Genomic DNA, 19,350 nt, shown 5'->3' with positions numbered 1-19,350 from the left:
TGTTGCATGCTTTTGGACAAATCATTATATAGAGTGTTGCTGAATCCTAAGATCCTTCAGCAAGCGACAACAGAGCAGCACCTAAATTACTTAGTAAAACAATATCTCAAAACAGGATATAAGAATTATCGCTTATTACGTATAGAAGACAGATTTGCGATATGTAAACGGGAGGATGAATAATATGGCAGTTTATAGACCAGTACATGTTTCATTTTGGCAGGATTCATTTGTTTTAGATCTTACACCGGAGGAAAAGTATTTCTACTTATATTTGATGACAAACAGTAAGACGTCTCAGTCAGGAATCTATGAGCTTCCACTTCGTATCATTGAAACTGATACAGGGTACAACCGCGAAACTGTTATGAAGTTATTAGAACGCTTTGCAGAGTACGGGAAAATTAATTACAACCAAAAAACAAAAGAATTGTTCTTAATCAACTGGTTGAAATTCAATCCGATTAAAAATGTGAACATTGAAAAGTGTGTATTAAAAGAAATTCAATCTGTGAAGGACCAGGATTTTTTAGTTGATTTCTATGAAACTTGCTTGGAATTAGAAGTGCAACAAGAATTTAAGATTCCAAGAATTAAGGAGTATTTATCAGTGCGTTTGGAGGGGCTTATAAGGGGCTTCCAAGACCCTAGCAAGGAAGAAGAAAAAGAAGAAGAAAAAGAAAAAGAACAACAACAAGAAGAACGCGCAGGCGCGGAAGAAGTTGTTGAGGTTAATCCAATTTCTTTTTACGAGCAGAACTTCGGATTCATTACACCTTTTGTAGCAGATGGTATACACGCTTGGATAGATGATTTAAATGCAGAGCTAGTTGTAAAAGCCATGGAGATTGCTTTAGAGAAAAATACGAGAAACATGTCTTACGTAAATACGATTTTACGAGATTGGCATCTTAAAGGTTTTAAAACGATAGCAGATGTGGAGGTGGCGGATAAAGCATTTCGCGCTCAACGATTAACAAAAGTGCAACAGCCGACACAAATACCTTATCAACAAAAAGGCTTATCGGAATCTACTAAAAACGTAATACAGCAGCAACAATCATGGGAACAAAACATTCCAACGGATGAAGAACTTGCAGCGCTTAATCAACAGAATGGGTGGATGGTTCAATGAGTAACGATATGATTCGTAACGCAGAAGCTGAACAAAGTGTTTTAGGTAGCATTATCCAAGAAGGAGATTTAATTAAAGATTGCCAACTAAAGGCAAAACAGTTTTCTTTACCAACACATCAAGTGATTTTTAAAGCGATGAGAGAGTTAGAGGATGCTGAGGTCCCAATAGATCTTGTCGCTCTCATGGGAAAATTCGATGAAAGCTTTATGAATCAAATTGGCGGAATTGAATTCTTTGTAAACTTGACAGAAGTTGTAACGACAACTAAAAACTTCTCGTATCACGAAGGTTTAGTAATTGAGGCGTGGAAGATACGACATGCTCAGGAGGTTGCTGGTAATTTATATAATCGTCTTCAGCAAGAAAGGGATATGAGCGCAATTAGTACTTCGATTGATGAGCTAAGTGCCATTGAAGAAACAGGTTATTCAGATGAATTTAATTTAAAGGAAACCCTAGTTGATCTGTATAAGAACATGCAAATTGATGTAGGAGATTTAACCGGTATACCGACTGGTTATGACGACCTAAACAGAATGACCGCGGGATTACAAGAAGGTGATTTAATTATTGTGGGTGCCCGTCCTTCGATGGGGAAAACAGCATTTGTATTAAACGTTGCTTTTCATGCAGCGAGCGCTCATGCAGCAACAGGGGTCTTTTCGCTAGAGATGGGAGAAGAACAGTTACTTAAGCGTATGATCTCAAGTACTGGAAATATAGATGCTACGAAATTAAAGAATCCTAAAAAACTATGTAATTTAAAGGATTGGGAAAAGATTAGTCAGGCTATGGGCTTGATAAATGATTTACCACTAGAAATATACGATAAAGCCAATGTAACGATGCAAGAGATTTACGCAAAGACTAGGAAACTAAAGCGCAAATACCCAGACAAAAAGGTGCTAGTCGCAATTGATTACTTGCAGCTTATTGTAGGTGACCCAAAGCACAAAGGAAATCGCATGCAAGAGATTGGTGAGATTAGTCGCAAGCTAAAACTTATGGCAAGAGAGCTAAACGTATGTGTGGTTGCATTATCGCAGTTAAGTCGTGCTGTTGAAAGTAGACAAGATAAAAGGCCGTTACTCTCAGACCTACGTGAAAATGGTCAAATTGAGCAAGATGCGGACTTGATTGCATTCTTATATCGCGAAGATTATTACGACCGTGAAACAGAAAATAAAAACATAACGGAAATCATTTTAGCGAAACAGAGAAATGGTCCAGTTGGTGTTGTTGAGCTAGCATTCATTAAAGAATTTAGTAAGTTTGTAAATTTAGAGCGGAAGTTCAATCACCAACAGGAGGCTTAATCATGTTGTTACGTCAGGAAGTAGAACGTAGAAAACTAGCAATCATTCGTAAATTATTGGGATTAGGATTAGCTGAAATTAACGGACAAACATTAGATCAACTAACGTTAACGCAGCTTGAAGGAATTTTAATAGCAAGTTTGCAGGTGTTGGAGGGAACAAGCGATGACAAAGCAGCTAACAATCTTTGATGTTGAACCAGTTGTATCATTTGATCCTAAGAAGGCTCATGTTCATCGGTTAAATTCTAAACTACGTTTTGCTGACGTTGTTGTACAAATACCACGCCAAGCAAAGGCAATTGACGAATTAAAACCAACGACAGCGCCAGATGATCGTTACGAATTATTTGAGGATTATGCAATTGGGATTTGGCGTTATAAGCGAGTGGAGGATAAACAGTTTGATTGGGAAGAAGCTGAAGAGATATGTAAGCGAGCAAGGGATAGCAAAGAGCCGATTCCAATACGACTTCATCTATCCTTGGAACAATCATTTGTTCCGGAGAATGTTGTGCAGTATTTATAAGCAAATAAAAAAGTCGAGAATACTCCCGACTACTTTCGACAAAGTAATTATAACATATGGGAGTGAACTTGGTGGGAATCAGAAAAGAAAATCTTGTAGAAATGACAGCTGAAATAGATTTGGGAATAAATGGAATGTATGTTGTTAAAAATGGTCAAGTCCAACTAATAGAACCACCTCAAGGTGGATTTGGTGAACAATCATTTGTATATCAAAGCGGAAAAGTAATTCGTATGGAAGAACGAAAAACACAGTTACTTTAATCAAATTTGAATTTTATTAAAAAATTGGACTAAAAGCATCGATAATGAGGTGGGAAAAAGAGCATCATCACTGAAATAAAAAAGCCCTGCACACAGGTCGTATAAAAAGATACCTTAGCAATAACGACGATTAGGGGGACGTATTAGCTAAGGTATCTGTATAGGTGATTGCATACTAAGTATGCAATCAGGAGCATTGTTGAATGTATTGGGTTATTCAACACGTTTAGAATAACGCGAAATTTCTGTTAACTCATCCGGTAAATTTATCCTAAAAATATTCGGCAGGATTTTTAAGTCTAAAATATGTTCATAAATTATAACAAAAGCGTTATTTGGGAGAAAAGAGGTGAGATGATGATTTTCGGCAATGGATTTACCCGTATGCTACTCGGAATCTGGTTATGGCAACTAATAAAATGGCAAGGTCCTGCATTCTTAATCGGATTAGGAACAGGATGGGTTATATGGGGATGACTTTAAACAAAATAGTTAATTTAATAAAAAAGCAGTTAGCTTTCGCTAGGCTGCTTTGCTCCCTAATGGAGTTCTCGTTATGTGATTTAGATGAAGATACTACCTACTAGGAATAAAGCTCCTAGCAAAATTAGAGAATCAACTAAAATCAAGAACTGGTTTTTCTCTGGCTTTTTCAATTCCTTTATTAAGCTAAAAACTGCACTCAATCCGAAACAAATGTATAACAAAATCATTATTGTTTCTGACATAATTAACACTCCTAATATATTGATAACTTAATTATATAACGAAAAGCATATACATGTAAGTTTTTAACAAAATCCTTATTTAAATAGAAAATGACAGCTGAAATGTCAAGGATGTATCAGCTGTCAATGGAATAGGTATTAACTTTTATTATTAGGTTTTTTAGTTGGCAGTTTTGCTCTTATTTCTAGAAGAGATTGTACCAAATATTGCTCCAGACATTGCTCCAATTAAAGTCATAAAAATTGCACTCCATGCTGCAAATGACATAATTACACCTCCTAATAATAAATTGTTGCAACTATATATTTTATTATATATAAATTTATTAATGTAAGGTAGGGAAAAGTTTAGAAAACTAAACAAAATCGTTATTTCATAGTAAATAAAAAAGAGCACTTTTGCAATGTGCTCTTAATCAGAAAGATGTTATGTGTAAATATGTACTAGATTTTTGGTGAATTGCTTTTTTTACGGTGATCTTTGTCTTCAATATCAGTTTCAGGCATTCCATATAATCCGTTCATAGTCTGTTCATCTAAATCAAGACCAAGCACATTATTATTTGTCACATCATTTTTTTCTTTTTTAGAGTTATTCATATATATCACCTCCTATTTTTAGGATGTCTAAAAGTGACATAAACATTCAAGGTTTGTTTCATGATAAAAACTTCATTTTAGAGCAAAGGGGAGTTGGGGAATGGAGTTAAAGGAGTACGCCATTTATAAGGGTGAATCACTAATATGTATTGGAACTGTACAGGAGTGCGCTCAACATTTGGGCGTACTTCCTAAGACAATACTCTTTTATAAGACACCAGCTTATAGAAAGAGAGTGGACAGCAGAAAGAAAGCTCGTAATTATTTAACTGTTACGGCGTAAGATGAGGATTAATACAAAAATTTCATTTTGTAGAATAGATGAAACTAAAAAAGAGCACTTACTTACGGTGCTCTTTAGGGGAAAAGTGAAATGTTGAAAAGTAGATTAGGGTTTCTTGCTTCGAAATAATATATGACCATTTCAACGTAATGTGAAAATGAATCACTAATGCTAAATACTTGTTGAAAAAAGAATCCTTTCTAGATTATTGACTGCCAGAGCTTCAAGGAATAATTAATTTAACTTTTCAATTACAATTGAAGCATTTATATTGGTTTGTGTTCCACCCGCTAAAGTCTGCAAAGTAACTGCAGCAGCGGAAGTATGATTATTAAGGGTAAGAATATCACCTGCGGCTAAATTGAGAACTGTTTGCCCATTGTTTTGTTGAGTACCTGCACCTGATCCATAAACGGAGTTGGTAACGGGAGCCCCATTTAAAAAGAGGGCAAATTGATTAGGCTCAACTCCTGATACAGAAAAAGAAATTTTATAATCTCCAGCATTAATAACTGTCATCTGAGAAGTTCCAAGAGTATGAGTAAAACCGGATGTGATTTTACCGTGTGAATTAAAAAGAATAGGTGCTTCTAATGCAACAACTTGAGCTACTGTATTGAAAACATAAGCATACTGGGATAAACCAGATGTTGTAAGTCCAGAAGGCCCGGTTGATCCAGTAGATCCTGTCGCTCCAGTTATTCCGGTTGGCCCAGTTATTCCGGTTGGCCCAGTTGGTCCTGGAGGTCCACCTGAAGGTCCTATTGCTCCAGTTATTCCGGTTGGCCCAGTCGGTCCTGGAGGTCCACCTGAAGGTCCTGTTGCTCCGGTTATTCCGGTTGGCCCAGTCGGTCCTGGAGGTCCACCTGAAGGTCCTGTTGCTCCGGTTATTCCGGTTGGCCCAGTCGGTCCTGGAGGTCCACCTGAAGGTCCTGTTGCTCCGGTTATTCCGGTTGGCCCAGTCGGTCCTGGAGGTCCACCTGAAGGTCCTGTTGCTCCGGTTATTCCGGTTGGCCCAGTCGGTCCTGGAGGTCCACCTGAAGGCCCTGTTGCTCCAGTTATTCCGGTTGGCCCAGTCGGTCCTGGAGGTCCACCTGAAGGTCCTGTTGCTCCGGTTATTCCGGTTGGCCCAGTCGGTCCTGGAGGTCCACCTGAAGGTCCTGTTGCTCCAGTTATTCCGGTTGGCCCAGTCGGTCCTGGAGGTCCACCTGAAGGTCCTGTTGCTCCGGTTATTCCGGTTGGCCCAGTCGGTCCTGGAGGTCCACCTGAAGGTCCTGTTGCTCCAGTTATTCCGGTTGGCCCAGTAAATCCTGTCGCTCCAGTTATTCCAGTAGGCCCTATTTGAGGCAAAGGGAGGGCACATGGAAAGGGTGTGTGACAATTCTTTAAATTTACTCATTTTTACACCTCCCTTATAAATTAACTACCAATTTATATTTATACTTTAACAACTTATGAGTAAACAGACACAGGGGTGTAAGGAAAAAACCTATAATAATTACATAAAAGGTTTTAAGAGCAAGCCTCTATTTCACATTCCATACCAAAAAGAGCACCATATATAAGTGCTCTTCGGACCAAAACTCTTAATGTAAAAGAGTACGTGATACCATATGTAATTTTTTCATGGGGCGTGAAGTATTTGAACGAAATCGCTATTTTAATTTCAAACAAAAGAGCAGCTAGCAAAAGCTAACTGCTTAGTCTTAAAGAAGATCTAAATGGTTACAGTACATTAAAGATGGGTTATCTATAGTATGGACGGGATATTGAGTTTTATTCAGGGGGAGAAGGAAGTGAATAAAATCAAGCTGTCCCAACTTGATTTTGGTCTGCAACATCAGCATCAAATGTGTTTGTTGCGCTAACACCGCTAAAGGTATTGACAACAAAACCAACATTTGATGCCCCTGAACCATTATAAGATTTTGTATTCTCTTTTGGAGAAACGTTATAAAAATCGCCTAAGTTGAAAGAACCAGCACTATTTTGTACGACAAGGTTTGCTACAACTGAGGGCATAGTACGCACCTGCTTTCCTGGAAAGTATTTAAATTAGCATATGGCGTAATCGTCTAGAGGTTCATTTAGATCTAATAATTCGAAGTTATGGCTTGTGAAGATTTTAATAAAATAATCCTTTTGTGGGGAAAAGGACTTTATAAAATAGGTACAATTCACGTTTAGATTATTTTTGAATGTAATATAGGTATCAAGAGGAGTGAAACGCTCCAAAATGGAAATGAGAGACGTTTGCATGAAAGGGATGAGAGGAATGGCAAATGCAAAGAAAAAGAAAATAAGAAAAGCTATCGCTCGTCGTGCGATAGACGTTGATAAATACCAAGTTAACAAAGCTTGGAGAAACATCTTTGTGCAGGCTGGTATTATCAAATAAATGAAAACAGAATACAGTCCGGCTAGAAAACTAGAGGATACCAATTTTTAGAGCAGCAATAGAGCTGTTTTAAGAAATGGTGTCCTTTTTATTTTGAAAAGGGAGATGGAGAAATGAAGGTGCTAAGGGATCAATTGCGTGAGTGGAATAAGCAATCAAAACAAGCGAAGAAGAAAAACAAGAAAAAACAAAAAGAGAAATTAAGCACTCGTGACATTGAAGATTTAATGGGGATTCGTGGACCACGTTATGAACGTAGACGTGGAGCTTTAAGACAAAAGTAATTAAAAAATAAAAAGGGGTGGTCTTACATGACTAAACAATTATCTTTCTTACCAAAAATCGATAGAACGGCAACACAAGAGGAATTAGAAGGCGTGTTGGAAAGTGTACGTATACATAGACAATTTGGGATGATGCGTAAAGAAATGAAAGTCACTCCTTCTTATGAAATGCGCGAGCACGGTCCTACACATGCAGTTGGTAAGCCATTAGAAGATGTTGCCATAGCGAATATTCAACAAAGTAAACGTGAAGAATGGCTCGAAAGAATGTCATTACGTATTGATCAATTTCTAAATCGATTAGGAAACGGACGTGCAGGAAGTATCCAAAGGGATATTATTTGTAAACGTTATTTAGAAGAAGAGGATGTATGTGATTACATGGTTTATAACGAAATCGGAATGTCAGAGCGTACTTACCGCCGTTGGAAGTCTAAAGCATTTTATAAACTAGCTTTTGCACTTGGATTAGAAGTTTACGAGACAGAAGAGACTGGAGGTAATGAATAATGAATTTTGTTCAACCAATACGTAATCCAGAGCAAATACAACAGATAAAAGAATATTTGAAAGAAAAGAGTGACCGTAATTATATCTTATTTGTGATGGGAATTAATACAGGGTTACGTATAAGTGATATTTTAAAACTAAAGGTTGGAGATTTAAAAAGCAGCCACATCTCAATACGTGAAATGAAGACAGGTAAGCAGAAGCGTATACAGATTACAACAGCACTAAAGAGAGAGCTTAAATGGTTTAATGAAAATAGAGAAGATGATGAGTACCTATTAAAAAGTAGACAAGGGAAGAATCGTCCGATTGGTCGCAGTATGGCATATAAGATATTAAGTGGAGCTGCAGCAGAGTTTGGATTAGATGAGATAGGGACGCATACTTTGAGAAAGACGTATGGGTATCACATGTACATGCAAACCAAAAACATAGCATTACTTATGGAGATATTCAATCACTCGTCAGAGAAGGTCACGTTACGTTATATAGGTGTAAACCAAGATGCAATGGATAAAGCAATGACTAGGTTTAAAATCTAATCATTGCTTTTTTCTTTTTAAATCTAGGGGTATCGCCAGCATTTTTGAAAAACCCCACGATAAGAGCATACAAAATTTTATACAGTTTTCGACTAATCCAGTAACAAACAAGAGCCCTAAAACCGCACCAGAATAAGAATGTATAAAAAATGAATAGAGTCATAGAAAAAGAAAAAGGAGGATTCCTCGTAAAAGTAGGGATCCTCCTTTTTCTTGCTACCGATAATAGGACGTTATGTTAACTAGATGTGTATGAGATATACAATCAAACAAAGTTATTTTCCATTTTCATTCTTATTTTGAAATAGATGCACAATCAAAAGTCCACCAACAAATAAGATTGGAAATCCTACGACTATATATAATCCGTTTTTTGGTATTCCTAATATAATTGCAAGATAACTAAAAGAAAAAGCCCATAATGCTAAAATTATGATTTCTAACATCTTCTTTTTCATTAAAAGTTAAGCACCCCAAATCCCCTTAAAAAAGTTGTATTCGGAATATTGTAACAAAATCAAAAAAAAGACCCTACAATAGGGTCTTTCATCAGCTAATATTAAGCTTTTTGAACATTAGTAGCTTGTGGGCCACGTTGTCCTTGTTCTACTTCAAACGTTACACTTTGTCCTTCGTCTAAAGATTTGAAACCGTCGATTTGGATAGCCGAGAAATGTACGAATACGTCTTCTCCACCTTCACGCTCGATGAATCCAAAACCTTTGTCTGCATTAAACCATTTTACTTTACCTTGTTCCATAATTGTTGCCTCCTAGTGTGGATACCCACACATATGTTACTACCCTTGCTCAAATACCTTAGACGAAAAACAAAATTTATTCTTAATCTCAAACCGAACAAAAATAGGTCTTTCTTACATTAACATACTTTCTAAAAAACAGCAAATTTCAAAAATAAGTCCTTATGGTAATTAGCCACTAATAGTGGTTGCTGGAGAAAAAGTCACTATGATAGTCATCACAGCAAGAAGTTGCCAAAGGATCTCGACAATATCATTGCTTTGATTTTTTTCAGACATTCAACAACTGATAAAATTAGCTATTTTCGAGTTAAATTTTACTTCTGATAAAGATAATTATGTAAATAAGCTGTCCACATGGGCAGCTTATTTTATTTTTCCGCATAGCGTAGGTTATTTTGAAAAATGCTGCTTTTACCCCTATATAGTTACTCATAAATTTCGTACTGTGGAACTCAAAAGAGAAAGTTAAATTAAATCAATGATATCAATGGATTCAGCAATAGGGTCAGTTACACACAATATAAGATATGGGTAAGTGAAGAAAAGGCATAAAAAAGGAGCGTAGTTCGTCAAATAGATGTAATGCTCTATTACTATTAAGTTAAGAAATTCATTGTTTCCGATTAATTGCATCTGTTTATTGTGATTCTTATTGATTTTAAAAAATAAAAAATCGCCTTATTAAAGGCGATTCATCTTGTATTTTTTTGATAAATAAATATCTTTTAAAATTAAATACAATGTTCTACATTAACGTGTTTCTGGATCTTTGTCTTTTTTTCTAAGACCAAATAATCCTAGTAGTCCCAATAAACCAAGCCAAGTCCAATTATTATTTTTATTACGATTATCATTTAAATCATTTGTCGTATTTACATTTCGAGTTCTCACATCATTATTAACTCTATTCATGTTATAGTCATTAACTCTATTCGTGTTATAGTCATTAACTCGAGTTGTAGTATTATTATTGTTAACTCTATTCGTATTATATCCATCGTATTCAGCATGGACGCTTGTACCAAAAACCGTAATAGTTAGTAATAGGGCACCTAAAATAGATGAAAGTTTTTTCTTCATGGTTTTCCCTCCTTTCGTATTTAGTAATGTCTCCAGTTCCTTTAGACAATATTCGGTTGAAAATATATAAAACCATTTGAATTCAAATTATGATAAATATCTTTAATTTTTATTATTAAAAGTACTTAATAATAATGGATTAAGTTAATTGAAATGTATTTATTCTTTATAAGCATAAATTTTTGGTAACGGTACATTCTATGAGAGGTAATTACTATATTTGGGTAAGGTGTTCCTTATGAGTTATAAGAACTTATTTTCTTTAATCAAGAACATGATTGGGAAAATTTTTTCTATAGTAAGTATTGTTGCTAAAAGTCTAATTTCTTTAAGGAGGAATATTTTTATGGGTATTTTAAGTGGAAATCCACAAAATGAACCAATGCACTACGGAGAAGTCTTTGGGATTTGGAGTTACCTTGCAGCGGCACAAGGCGCAATTGCTGGATATCAAGTTCTTATTAACCACACAGGGGACGAGGATTTAAAGAAATTTTTAGAAAACCTTGTAGAGAATGATATTCAATCAGAAGTTGAAGAATTAAAAAATATATTAAAATTGAATGGTGTTGCATTACCACCAGCACCTCCAGAAAGACCAGTTGCATCTATTGAAACGATTCCTCCTGGTGCTCGTATTAATGATGCGGAAATTGCAGCTAAAGTTTCTATGGATCTTGCTGCTGGCTTAGTAGCATGTAGTCAAGCTATGGGACAATCTCTTCGAGAAGATGTTGGAATGATGTTTGGTCAATTTCATATGAAAAAAGCACAAGCTGGAGCTATATTACTTCGTCTGAATAAGAAAAAAGGTTGGATTATTCCGCCTCCATTACATGTTCTACAATCCGATCAAGCATAATTACTAAAAGGAAATTCAATTTATTCAGTATGGCTGTTGCAGTGAGGTAATCTAGGAAAATAAAGGTTATTAGCGAATTAAAATAAGTGGCAGAATCGTGACCGCTTTTTGGCAGTAAATGTGCCGGTTGTTTTGGAATTAGCATGTTATATTTGTATTGTGAGTAGTGGCGGAAAACATTGCTCACAAGATTCCTTATAACTGAAAATGGATCGTCATGACCGGTGGCGATGATTGTAGATTGAATGAACAGTTGTTTCTTGTTTTCACATTCAATTGCAATTCACGTTGTGTAAACGGAGAAGGGCTTTTGCTCTTCTTCCAGCTACTTAATAATATTGGCGCAGATGAATGTAGCAACATTAGGTGATTGGAAGAAGGTTAAAACTTCATTTACCGTAATTGAAGTATAGATTAATAATTAATGAAAAACGCATCCATTTGGGTGCTTTTTATTTTGAGGTAAGGAGCGAGGATAATGTGTGAGCATAGATACCAACTGTTAGAAAGTGAGACTACTACTTTTTATTCTGATGCCAGACATTATGGGGTAGATGTTTCGGTTACATTTTACTGCGAGAAGTGCCTTGATATTCAACATCGTGAGAAAAGAATTGATACGGGAGTGATTGAGGCAAAGGCTAATGAATGAATACAAAACCAAACAGCAGAAGCGTAAGTTCTATGACAGTGGTGAGTGGAAGACTATACGAGAACAAGTAAAGAAGCGTGACAACTATGAGTGTCAAGAGTGTAAACGAAACGGTCGAGTTCAAACTGATACAAATGAGTACAGTGAGAGTGCGAAGCGTAAGAAGATATAGCTCGTTGTCCATCATATAAAAGAACTAGAACATCATCCAACACTTGCATTAGACATAAATAATCTAGAAACAATCTGTGTGGATTGCCATAATAAAGAACACGGTAGAACATTCAAAAAGAAAATCAACAAATGGGAAAACGATGAAAAGTGGTAAAAATGATTCGAAAACAACACCCCCCCTTAAAAAAATTCATCAAAAAATGCTCTTAGGGGCACCGGAGGAGGGGGTTAACTGTCAGGTTTTTTTCGAAATTACGCACGTAAGGGGGGGTGGGTAGATGGCTGTTAGTATTGTGAGGTTAAAAGAACAGCTCATGAATAGTATTGATATTGCAGATTTAGTCGAAGTTGAAAAGGTAGAAAGATACATTGATCTGGTCAAGGCATTTAGAAAAATAAACAAAACCATTAATAAAGAAGGCGAGTCCGTAACAGTAAAAAACGGTTCTCAAGTTTTTGTTAAAGCCCACCCTCTTATAGGTGAGAGGAATAAAATTAACAGTTCTTTAATTGCGTTAGGCAGAGATATAAAGTTTGTTGTTAAGGCTAACATTCCTAATGCGGGTTATAGTGAAAGTGATCTAACATGATTAGGCAAAAGTACATTGATGAATATATTGAACTTTATCGAAGTGGAAAAGTAAAGTTCAATAAAGAAAGAGAATTGTTAATTGAATATCTAGAAAAATATGTTTTGAACAGAGACGATTTATATTTTGATGATGAAATGATCGAGAAGTGTATCCGCTTTGGTGAGAAGTGGTACTTTCCATTACAATCTTTTCAGAAATTCTTAATAGCATTCGTCTTTTTATTTTACAAGAAAAATGGTCGCGTATTTTATCGTAAATTCTTATGGATGCTTGGACGTGGTGGCGGTAAAAACGGATTAATATCAGTCATCATTCACTTTTTAATTAGTGAAATGCATGGTATTCCGGAGTATAACATTTCCGTTGTTGCAAACAGTGAAGAACAAGCGAAAACAAGTCCTGATGAAGTTCATAAATGCGTTAAACGGAATGAAATATTGCAACGAGCATTTAAAACAACATTAACTCAAACTGTTTCTAAAGCTACAGGAAGTGTATTGAAGTTTAGGACATCAAACGGAGATACAAAAGATGGTTTGCGTGATGGTGCGGTTGTATTTGATGAAATACATCAATATGAAAGTAATAAAGATGTGCGAGTCCATATCAGTGGTTTAGGGAAAAAGAAAAACCCACGCGAATTTTATATTGGTACAGATGGATATGTACGTGATGGTTTCTTAGATAAGCAAAAAGAAAAAGCAATGAAGGTTTTAAACGGTGAAGCCCGTCCAAATGCTATCTTTCCATTCATTTGTAAATTGAATGATGAAAAAGAAGTTGATGATCCAGACGATTGGGAAATGGCAAACCCTATGTTATCGCAGCCTTTAAGTGAGTATGCCGAAGGATTGCTTGAAACAATCAAGGAAGAATACGAAGATTTAGAAGATGATCCAAGTAACCGAGAAGAGTTCATGACGAAGCGTATGAACTTACCAGTTACAAACTTAGAGCGTTCCGTTGCAAAGTGGTCAGAAATTCTTGCTACAAATCGTCCATTCCCTAATTTGTATGCTCAAGAATGTATAGGAGCATTAGACTTTGCAAGTATTAGAGATTTTGCAGCATGTGGCCTTTTATTTAGACAAAATGGTGAGTACATTTTTAAAACGCATTCCTTTGTCCGAAAGGAATTTGTAGATATCTATTATGGATATTCTAAAAAAGCAGGTGAGTTTAAAAAGCAGAAATTTGCTCCAATAAAAGAATGGGAAGAACAAGGACTACTAACGGTTGTGGATGAACCGACTATTAATCCTCAACACATTGTTGATTGGTTTGTAGAAATGCGCGAACAATACGGAGTTAAAAAGATTATAGCTGATAATTTCCGTATGGAAGCAATAAGGCCTTTATTAGTTGCGGAAGGGTTTGAAATAGAAGTTATACGAAATCCAAAGGCAATTCATAGTTTGCTAGCCCCACGTATTGAAATGGCATTTGCAAATAAACAAATTATTTTCGATGATAACCCTTTAATGCGTTGGTACACACAAAACGTATTGGTTGTTATCAAAGGTGATGGAAACAAAATATACGAGAAAAAAGAGCCAGTACGTAGAAAAACAGATGGATTCCAATGTTTTGTCCATGCTCTTTATCGAGCGGATGAGATACAAGAGGCAACCGACTTTATACTAAGCGATATTAAATTCTAATAAAGGGGGTGATAACCATTGGATGGTTAGGTTCAGTATTCAAAAGAAATAAAGAGCTAGAATTTATGGTCGATTTGGATTTGATTGCTGATACAGCAAACAGGGTTCATATGAAACGATTAGCAATTGATACATGCGTATCATTTTTAGGAAGAACAATTAGTCAATCTGAATTTAGAGTAAGAAACGGTAAAGCATTTGAGAAGAATGAGCTTTATTATCGATTAAACGTTAGACCGAACAAAAACATGACGGCCAGTACCTTCTGGGAAAGATTTATTCGCAAACTTATTTATGATAATGAGTGTTTAGTTATACAAGCAGATGATAGTGATTTACTTATTGCTGATGGATTTCAACATAACGAATATGTTGTGTTTGAAGATATTTTTACCGATGTAATAGTAAAGGATTATACGTTTAAGAGAAGTTTTAAGCAAAGCGAAGTTATTCATTTAAAGTATCGAAATGATAAATTATCTCCACTTATTGATGGATTATTTGCAGATTACGGGGACTTATTCGGTAGGCTATTAAACTCTCAAAAACGTAAGAATCAAGTTCGTGGAACAGTTGATATGGATATTATCGGTGCTAAAACAGAAGAACAGATAGCCAAGTTGCAAGAGTTTATTGACAATATGTATAAAGCAATTGGTACGAAAGATATCGCTATTGTTCCACAACAAAAGGGTATTAATTATAACGAAATATATAATGGGGTTGCGAATGGTCCTAGTGTGGAAGAAATCAATAAAGTAACCAATGGTTTTTTAAATCAAGTAGCAATGGCTATTGGTATTCCAACAGCTTTGTTATATGGCGAAATGGCTGATGTAGAGAAGCAAACGAAAAATTACATGCTTTTTACAGTAAGGCCATTATTAAAAAAGCTATCTGATGAAGCGAATGTTAAATTCTTTGAAATGAATGAATATCTTTCAGGACAAAAGATTGAAGTTAAAGCTGTTTCTTATCAGAGTATATTTGACCTTGCAACAAGTATTGATAAACTCATTTCTTCAAGTGCATTTACAGGAAATGAGATTCGTTCAGAAGTAGATTATGAAGGTTCTGATGATCCAAACTTAAATATCCATCATATTACGAAGAACTATAAGAAACTAAATGAATCTGAAGGAGGTGATAAATGATGGAACATTTGAACATGAATAAGCTTTTAAATTTAAAACGAGATATTCGCTTTGAAGCTAAAGGTGAGAATGAGTACAAATTAACCGTTTATGGATCAATCGGTGGATGGTTTAGTGAAAATAACGCTGAAGCAGTAAGAAGAAAAATTCAAGATGTAAAAGCAGAAAAAATTCACGTTCATATTAATTCAGGTGGAGGTTCAGCATTTGATGGTGTAGCAATTTGCAATCTGTTAAAGCAGCATGATGCCGAAATTATAGTTCATATTGATGGCTGGGCGGCTAGTGCCGCATCTGTAATTGCAATGGCTGGTGATAAAATCGTTATGCCTAGTAATACCATGATGATGATTCATCAAGCTAGTAGCATCGAATATGGAAATGCAGATCTTTTTGAAAAAACAGCACGAGATTTACGAAAAATTGATTCAGCTTTAGCAGCATCTTATAAAAACGTTTTGTTGGAACAGACGAAGAGTTAAAACAGCTTTTAAAAGATGAAACTTGGCTAACAGCAGAGGAAGCAGTTGCTCTTGGTTTAGCTGATGAAATTGCTGATGAAATTGAAATTGATGATACGCAAGAAGATGAAGAAGAGGAAGTTGTAGAAAATTTTAAAGAAGATTTAGTAGCTAAGTATACGAAACAACCAAATAATCAAAATCCAAAAGAGCCTATTCAAGAGCCTGTTAATAAACAGAACTTGAGTACGCTCTTTTTAAATTTAGGAGGAAAATAAAATATGGTGATTAAATTTAATAATTTTGAAGAGAAAAAAATAGCTTTTGCGAAAGCAACACAGGAAGGAACACCGGAAGAACAAACAGCGGCATTAAATTCTATGATTGAAGCACTTGCTACAGATGTCCGCTCAGATATCTTGAATCAAGTCAATGAATCTATTGTAGACCGTTCTATTATGCAGTCTCGTGGTTCTAATGTATTAACAAGTGAGGAAATGAAATTCTTTAATGCAGTTGTTCAAGATGGTGGATTTAAAGATACTGAAACATTACCTAAGACAACACAAGAACGAATTTTTGATGATTTAGTTCAAGGTCATCCGTTGTTAGAACATATCGGATTAGAAAACTTAGGTGCTGTGACAGAATTTATCTATGGAGATCCAGAAGGTGCAGCTGTATGGGGACCATTATTCGGTGATATTAAAGGGCAATTAAATGCTACATTCCGAAAAGAGTCTATCTCTCAACTTAAATTAACGGCATTTATCCCATTGGCAAATGACATGCTTAAACTTGGTCCAGTGTGGGTGGAACGCTATGTTCGTACAATGATTTCAGAAGCTATGTCTGTAGGTTTAGAACGTGGATTCGTAATTGGTACAGGTAAAGATGAACCTATCGGATTGTTAAAAGATCCAAGTGGAAGTGTTGTTGGAGGAGTATATCCAGATAAAAAAACAGCAGGGACTTTAACATTTGAGCCAGGTCGAAAAACAATCAATGAATTAAAAGGAGTTGTTAAATTACTGGCTAAAAAGCTAAATCCTGATGGTAAAACTGATGCAGACAGACCAAAAAATATTGCTGGGAAAGTAGTTATGGTAACAAATCCGTTTGATACTTTTGATATCCAAGCAAATGCAACAATTCAAAATGCAGCTGGAGTGTATGTGACAAGCTTACCGTTCAATCCAACTCCTACAGAATCAGTGTTTGTACCTCAAGGTAAGGTGCTGTTTTTTGTTAAAGGAGAGTATATTGCAGCGATGGGTGGAACTGAACCAATTAAAAAGTATGAAGAAACATTAGCTTTAGAAGATGCAACACTTTATATTGCTAAACAATATGCTACGGGTAAGCCGAAGGACAAATATACTTCACAAGTTTACACATTAAGCCTGGAGGAAACACCACCAGTAACTAAATAAGGAATGATGTAAATGGAAACAGTAATTTCAAATGAAATATTACAGCAATTCAAAGATAGGATGCGATTAGGTGATGATGAAGATGATAACCTAAGACGCATCCTATTTGCATCAAATAAAGCTTTAATAAAAGACTGTGGATCATATGACATAAACAAAGACGAGACGTTCAAAGAATTAGTTTTTGAACGTTCTCGCTATGTTTATAATGATGCACTCGAGTATTTTTCTGAGAATTTTTTAACGGAAATTAATAGCTTCGGCATTCAAAAAGCTTTAGAAGAAATCAAACTGGACGGTGAATAAAATGCGTCCTTTTCAATACAAAAAGCCACTGAATACAGGCGATTTTAGAAATCGAATCAATATTGAACAACCTGTAGTAATAAAAGATGAATTAAACCAGGTAATTGAAACATCTTGGCAGGAGTTAAAAAAAGCCTGGTCAATGATAAAAACGGTGAAAGGTTCCGAGTATATTGAAGCTTCAGCTTCACAGGCTACACGGGTGTATCGTTTTGTGATTCCATATACTTCTGGTATTACGGAAGAAATGCGAATTAATATGAAAGGCCGTATCTTTGATATTATCGAACCGCCAATGAATGATGATGAAATGTATCAAACATTGACTATTATCGCAAAGGAGCATGTTTAGTATGAATGATTTTGCGAGTGATCTTGCTAGAGAATTACAAAGATATGCAAGTATTGTGGAAGAAGATTTGGAAAATGAAATCGATGAAGTAGCAGATATTGCTGTAAGTAAATTAAGGCAAAGTGGTCCTAAAAAAACAGGTGCTTATCGTAAGGGTTGGCGTAAGAAAAAAGAGGGGAATGGCGTTGTTCTTCATAATACAAAAGGGCAATTAACACATCTATTAGAAAATGGGCATGCAAAAGTTGGTGGTGGTCGAGTGCCAGCAAAAGTGCATATTCGTCCAGTTGAAGAGTATGTAATTGACGAATTGCCAAGACGTATCGAAAGGACGATTGGGCAATGACATTAGGTGAATTAACAAAAATTCTTGAAGCGACCGGTTATCCTGTGGCTTATTCGCATTTCACAGCAACGCCAACCAATCCAGTTCCAGCACCACCTTATATTTGTTTTCTTGTGGACGGTTCAGCCAATCTCATGGCTGATAACAAGGTCTATCACAAGATAAACGATTTAAATATTGAGCTTTATACAACTAGAAAAGATTTAGTTGCAGAAGCCAAACTTGAAAAAGTCCTAGACGATCATGAAATAACTTATGACTCGTATGGGACTTATATTGAATCTGAGAAATTATTTCAAAAAATATATGAAACGAGGTTGATGTAAATGAAGAATGAAAACAAAGTGACATTCGGTTTGAAGAATGTACATTATGTGCCAATTGATATTGAAGGGTTTTTAGTGAAGTTTGGTAAACCAATTCCACTACCTGGTGGAGTTGAATTAACTTTTGAACCACGCGGTGATTTAATTGAATTCTATGCAGATGACATGCTTTATTACGCGGCAAGTAATAACCAAGGTTACGATGGAACGTTGAATATTGCTACTATCCCAGAGCAATTTGCTATTGATGCACTTGGAGAACAATTAGATCCGGAAGACGGAGTGTTAAATGAGTTGGCGGATGCAAAAGGAAAATCATTTGCACTACTATTTGAATTTGATGGTGATGTGAATGCAACTCGTCATGTTATGTATAACTGTTCAGCAAGCCGTCCAACACTAGGATCTAAAACAAAAACAAACTCTGCTGAACCAAATACGAATGAATTGAAATTTGTCTCTAGTCCAATTATTTTAGTACCTGGTGGAAGACCAATGGTTAAAACAAAAACAACATCTAAAACAACTCAAGCAATCCATGATAATTGGTACAAAAAAGTATATGTAAAAACACCAGCAGCACCAAAAGGAGCGTAA

General features: G+C 35.7%; 27 protein-coding genes and 2 pseudogenes. 22 read left to right on the top strand and 7 right to left on the bottom strand.

Going from position 1 to position 19,350, the window contains the following annotated elements:
- Nucleotides 1-184: 184 nt before the first annotated feature.
- From NSQ08_RS17535 to NSQ08_RS17515, 5 genes are all read left to right on the top strand, one after another.
- Nucleotides 185-1,135: a DnaD domain-containing protein gene (locus NSQ08_RS17535; protein WP_340777432.1), complete on the top strand. Its 951-nt coding sequence runs from the start codon at nt 185-187 to the stop codon at nt 1,133-1,135.
- Nucleotides 1,132-2,454, top strand: coding sequence for a replicative DNA helicase (gene dnaB, locus NSQ08_RS17530; protein WP_340777429.1), 1,323 nt, complete (start codon nt 1,132-1,134; stop codon nt 2,452-2,454). The genes NSQ08_RS17535 and dnaB overlap by 4 nt, the downstream gene beginning before the upstream one ends.
- Nucleotides 2,455-2,456: 2 nt before the next feature.
- Entirely contained in the window at nt 2,457-2,645 is a 189-nt protein-coding gene (locus NSQ08_RS17525; RefSeq protein WP_016512402.1) for a hypothetical protein, read from the top strand.
- On the top strand, nt 2,620-2,982 hold the full coding sequence (locus NSQ08_RS17520; RefSeq protein ID WP_340777426.1) for a cell division protein SepF: 363 nt from the start codon (nt 2,620-2,622) through the stop codon (nt 2,980-2,982). The genes NSQ08_RS17525 and NSQ08_RS17520 overlap by 26 nt, the downstream gene beginning before the upstream one ends.
- A gap of 71 nt (nt 2,983-3,053) precedes the next feature.
- Nucleotides 3,054-3,245: a DUF3954 domain-containing protein gene (locus NSQ08_RS17515; protein ID WP_340777422.1), complete on the top strand. Its 192-nt coding sequence runs from the start codon at nt 3,054-3,056 to the stop codon at nt 3,243-3,245.
- Nucleotides 3,246-3,808: 563 nt separating this feature from the next.
- Here NSQ08_RS17515 and NSQ08_RS17510 read toward each other — a convergent pair.
- Entirely contained in the window at nt 3,809-3,973 is a 165-nt protein-coding gene (locus tag NSQ08_RS17510) for a hypothetical protein (RefSeq protein ID WP_016100730.1), read from the bottom strand.
- Nucleotides 3,974-4,417: 444 nt separating this feature from the next.
- A complete protein-coding gene (locus tag NSQ08_RS17505) occupies nt 4,418-4,573 on the bottom strand; it encodes a DUF4021 domain-containing protein (RefSeq protein ID WP_001065784.1) in 156 nt (51 codons plus the stop codon).
- A 100-nt stretch (nt 4,574-4,673) separates the two neighbouring features.
- Here NSQ08_RS17505 and NSQ08_RS17500 point away from each other — a divergent pair, with 100 nt between their 5' ends.
- Nucleotides 4,674-4,856 carry a hypothetical protein gene (locus tag NSQ08_RS17500; protein WP_012261566.1) on the top strand — a complete coding sequence of 61 codons (183 nt, stop codon included), beginning with the start codon at nt 4,674-4,676 and terminating at the stop codon, nt 4,854-4,856.
- A 234-nt stretch (nt 4,857-5,090) separates the two neighbouring features.
- Here the strand turns inward: NSQ08_RS17500 and NSQ08_RS17495 are convergent, their stop codons facing one another.
- Both NSQ08_RS17495 and NSQ08_RS17490 read right to left on the bottom strand, forming a co-directional pair.
- On the bottom strand, nt 5,091-6,206 hold the full coding sequence (locus NSQ08_RS17495) for a BclA C-terminal domain-containing protein (RefSeq protein ID WP_445686167.1): 1,116 nt from the start codon (nt 6,204-6,206) through the stop codon (nt 5,091-5,093).
- Between the two features lie 456 nt (nt 6,207-6,662).
- Nucleotides 6,663-6,878 carry a spore germination protein gene (locus NSQ08_RS17490; protein WP_002066656.1) on the bottom strand — a complete coding sequence of 72 codons (216 nt, stop codon included), beginning with the start codon at nt 6,876-6,878 and terminating at the stop codon, nt 6,663-6,665.
- A gap of 253 nt (nt 6,879-7,131) precedes the next feature.
- On the opposite strand from NSQ08_RS17490, the gene NSQ08_RS17485 reads away from it, so the two are divergent.
- From NSQ08_RS17485 to NSQ08_RS17470, 4 genes are all read left to right on the top strand, one after another.
- Nucleotides 7,132-7,254, top strand: a complete 123-nt coding sequence (locus NSQ08_RS17485; protein ID WP_085960919.1) for a DUF3983 domain-containing protein — start codon at nt 7,132-7,134, stop codon at nt 7,252-7,254.
- Between the two features lie 113 nt (nt 7,255-7,367).
- Nucleotides 7,368-7,538: a hypothetical protein gene (locus NSQ08_RS17480; protein ID WP_002066658.1), complete on the top strand. Its 171-nt coding sequence runs from the start codon at nt 7,368-7,370 to the stop codon at nt 7,536-7,538.
- Between the two features lie 27 nt (nt 7,539-7,565).
- Nucleotides 7,566-8,048, top strand: coding sequence for an ArpU family phage packaging/lysis transcriptional regulator (locus tag NSQ08_RS17475; protein ID WP_002142886.1), 483 nt, complete (start codon nt 7,566-7,568; stop codon nt 8,046-8,048).
- Nucleotides 8,048-8,590, top strand: a complete 543-nt coding sequence (locus tag NSQ08_RS17470; RefSeq protein WP_061688569.1) for a site-specific integrase — start codon at nt 8,048-8,050, stop codon at nt 8,588-8,590. The genes NSQ08_RS17475 and NSQ08_RS17470 overlap by 1 nt, the downstream gene beginning before the upstream one ends.
- A gap of 275 nt (nt 8,591-8,865) precedes the next feature.
- On the opposite strand, the gene NSQ08_RS17465 is transcribed toward NSQ08_RS17470, so the two are convergent.
- The 3 genes from NSQ08_RS17465 to NSQ08_RS17455 all read right to left on the bottom strand — a co-directional run bounded on the left by NSQ08_RS17465 (nt 8,866) and on the right by NSQ08_RS17455 (nt 10,433).
- Nucleotides 8,866-9,048 (bottom strand): hypothetical protein, encoded by a 183-nt coding sequence (locus tag NSQ08_RS17465; RefSeq protein WP_033714597.1) that lies wholly within the window; start codon nt 9,046-9,048, stop codon nt 8,866-8,868.
- Between the two features lie 101 nt (nt 9,049-9,149).
- Nucleotides 9,150-9,350 (bottom strand): cold-shock protein, encoded by a 201-nt coding sequence (locus tag NSQ08_RS17460; protein WP_012261563.1) that lies wholly within the window; start codon nt 9,348-9,350, stop codon nt 9,150-9,152.
- Between the two features lie 753 nt (nt 9,351-10,103).
- Nucleotides 10,104-10,433, bottom strand: coding sequence for a WGxxGxxG family protein (locus NSQ08_RS17455; protein WP_002088113.1), 330 nt, complete (start codon nt 10,431-10,433; stop codon nt 10,104-10,106).
- A 346-nt stretch (nt 10,434-10,779) separates the two neighbouring features.
- On the opposite strand from NSQ08_RS17455, the gene NSQ08_RS17450 reads away from it, so the two are divergent.
- The 12 genes and pseudogenes from NSQ08_RS17450 (at nt 10,780) to NSQ08_RS17395 (ending at nt 19,350) form a co-directional block, all read left to right on the top strand.
- Nucleotides 10,780-11,295, top strand: a complete 516-nt coding sequence (locus NSQ08_RS17450; RefSeq protein WP_000512143.1) for a DUF3231 family protein — start codon at nt 10,780-10,782, stop codon at nt 11,293-11,295.
- Between the two features lie 644 nt (nt 11,296-11,939).
- Nucleotides 11,940-12,275: pseudogene (locus NSQ08_RS17445) on the top strand (HNH endonuclease).
- A gap of 124 nt (nt 12,276-12,399) precedes the next feature.
- On the top strand, nt 12,400-12,711 hold the full coding sequence (locus tag NSQ08_RS17440) for a P27 family phage terminase small subunit (protein WP_048517240.1): 312 nt from the start codon (nt 12,400-12,402) through the stop codon (nt 12,709-12,711).
- Nucleotides 12,708-14,375 (top strand): terminase TerL endonuclease subunit, encoded by a 1,668-nt coding sequence (locus NSQ08_RS17435; protein ID WP_088034542.1) that lies wholly within the window; start codon nt 12,708-12,710, stop codon nt 14,373-14,375. The genes NSQ08_RS17440 and NSQ08_RS17435 overlap by 4 nt, the downstream gene beginning before the upstream one ends.
- 8 nt (nt 14,376-14,383) lie before the next feature.
- Complete coding sequence (locus NSQ08_RS17430) at nt 14,384-15,529, top strand: phage portal protein (RefSeq protein ID WP_340777376.1); 1,146 nt, start codon at nt 14,384-14,386, stop codon at nt 15,527-15,529.
- A pseudogene (locus NSQ08_RS17425) lies at nt 15,529-16,268 on the top strand (head maturation protease, ClpP-related). The gene NSQ08_RS17430 and the pseudogene NSQ08_RS17425 overlap by 1 nt, the downstream one beginning before the upstream one ends.
- 3 nt (nt 16,269-16,271) lie before the next feature.
- Nucleotides 16,272-17,423 carry a phage major capsid protein gene (locus NSQ08_RS17420; RefSeq protein ID WP_340777373.1) on the top strand — a complete coding sequence of 384 codons (1,152 nt, stop codon included), beginning with the start codon at nt 16,272-16,274 and terminating at the stop codon, nt 17,421-17,423.
- A gap of 12 nt (nt 17,424-17,435) precedes the next feature.
- Nucleotides 17,436-17,729, top strand: coding sequence for a hypothetical protein (locus tag NSQ08_RS17415; RefSeq protein ID WP_002066670.1), 294 nt, complete (start codon nt 17,436-17,438; stop codon nt 17,727-17,729).
- A gap of 1 nt (nt 17,730) precedes the next feature.
- Nucleotides 17,731-18,081, top strand: a complete 351-nt coding sequence (locus NSQ08_RS17410) for a phage head closure protein (protein ID WP_088034549.1) — start codon at nt 17,731-17,733, stop codon at nt 18,079-18,081.
- A 1-nt stretch (nt 18,082) separates the two neighbouring features.
- A complete protein-coding gene (locus tag NSQ08_RS17405; protein ID WP_105586480.1) occupies nt 18,083-18,427 on the top strand; it encodes an HK97 gp10 family phage protein in 345 nt (114 codons plus the stop codon).
- Nucleotides 18,424-18,753 (top strand): hypothetical protein, encoded by a 330-nt coding sequence (locus tag NSQ08_RS17400; RefSeq protein WP_340777354.1) that lies wholly within the window; start codon nt 18,424-18,426, stop codon nt 18,751-18,753. The genes NSQ08_RS17405 and NSQ08_RS17400 overlap by 4 nt, the downstream gene beginning before the upstream one ends.
- Nucleotides 18,754-19,350 carry a major tail protein gene (locus tag NSQ08_RS17395; RefSeq protein WP_340777352.1) on the top strand — a complete coding sequence of 199 codons (597 nt, stop codon included), beginning with the start codon at nt 18,754-18,756 and terminating at the stop codon, nt 19,348-19,350.

The sequence above is a fragment of the Bacillus sp. FSL E2-8887 genome, from assembly GCF_038007205.1.
GTDB lineage: Bacteria > Bacillota > Bacilli > Bacillales > Bacillaceae_G > Bacillus_A > Bacillus_A mycoides.
This window is presented reverse-complemented; position numbering and strand designations above follow the sequence as displayed.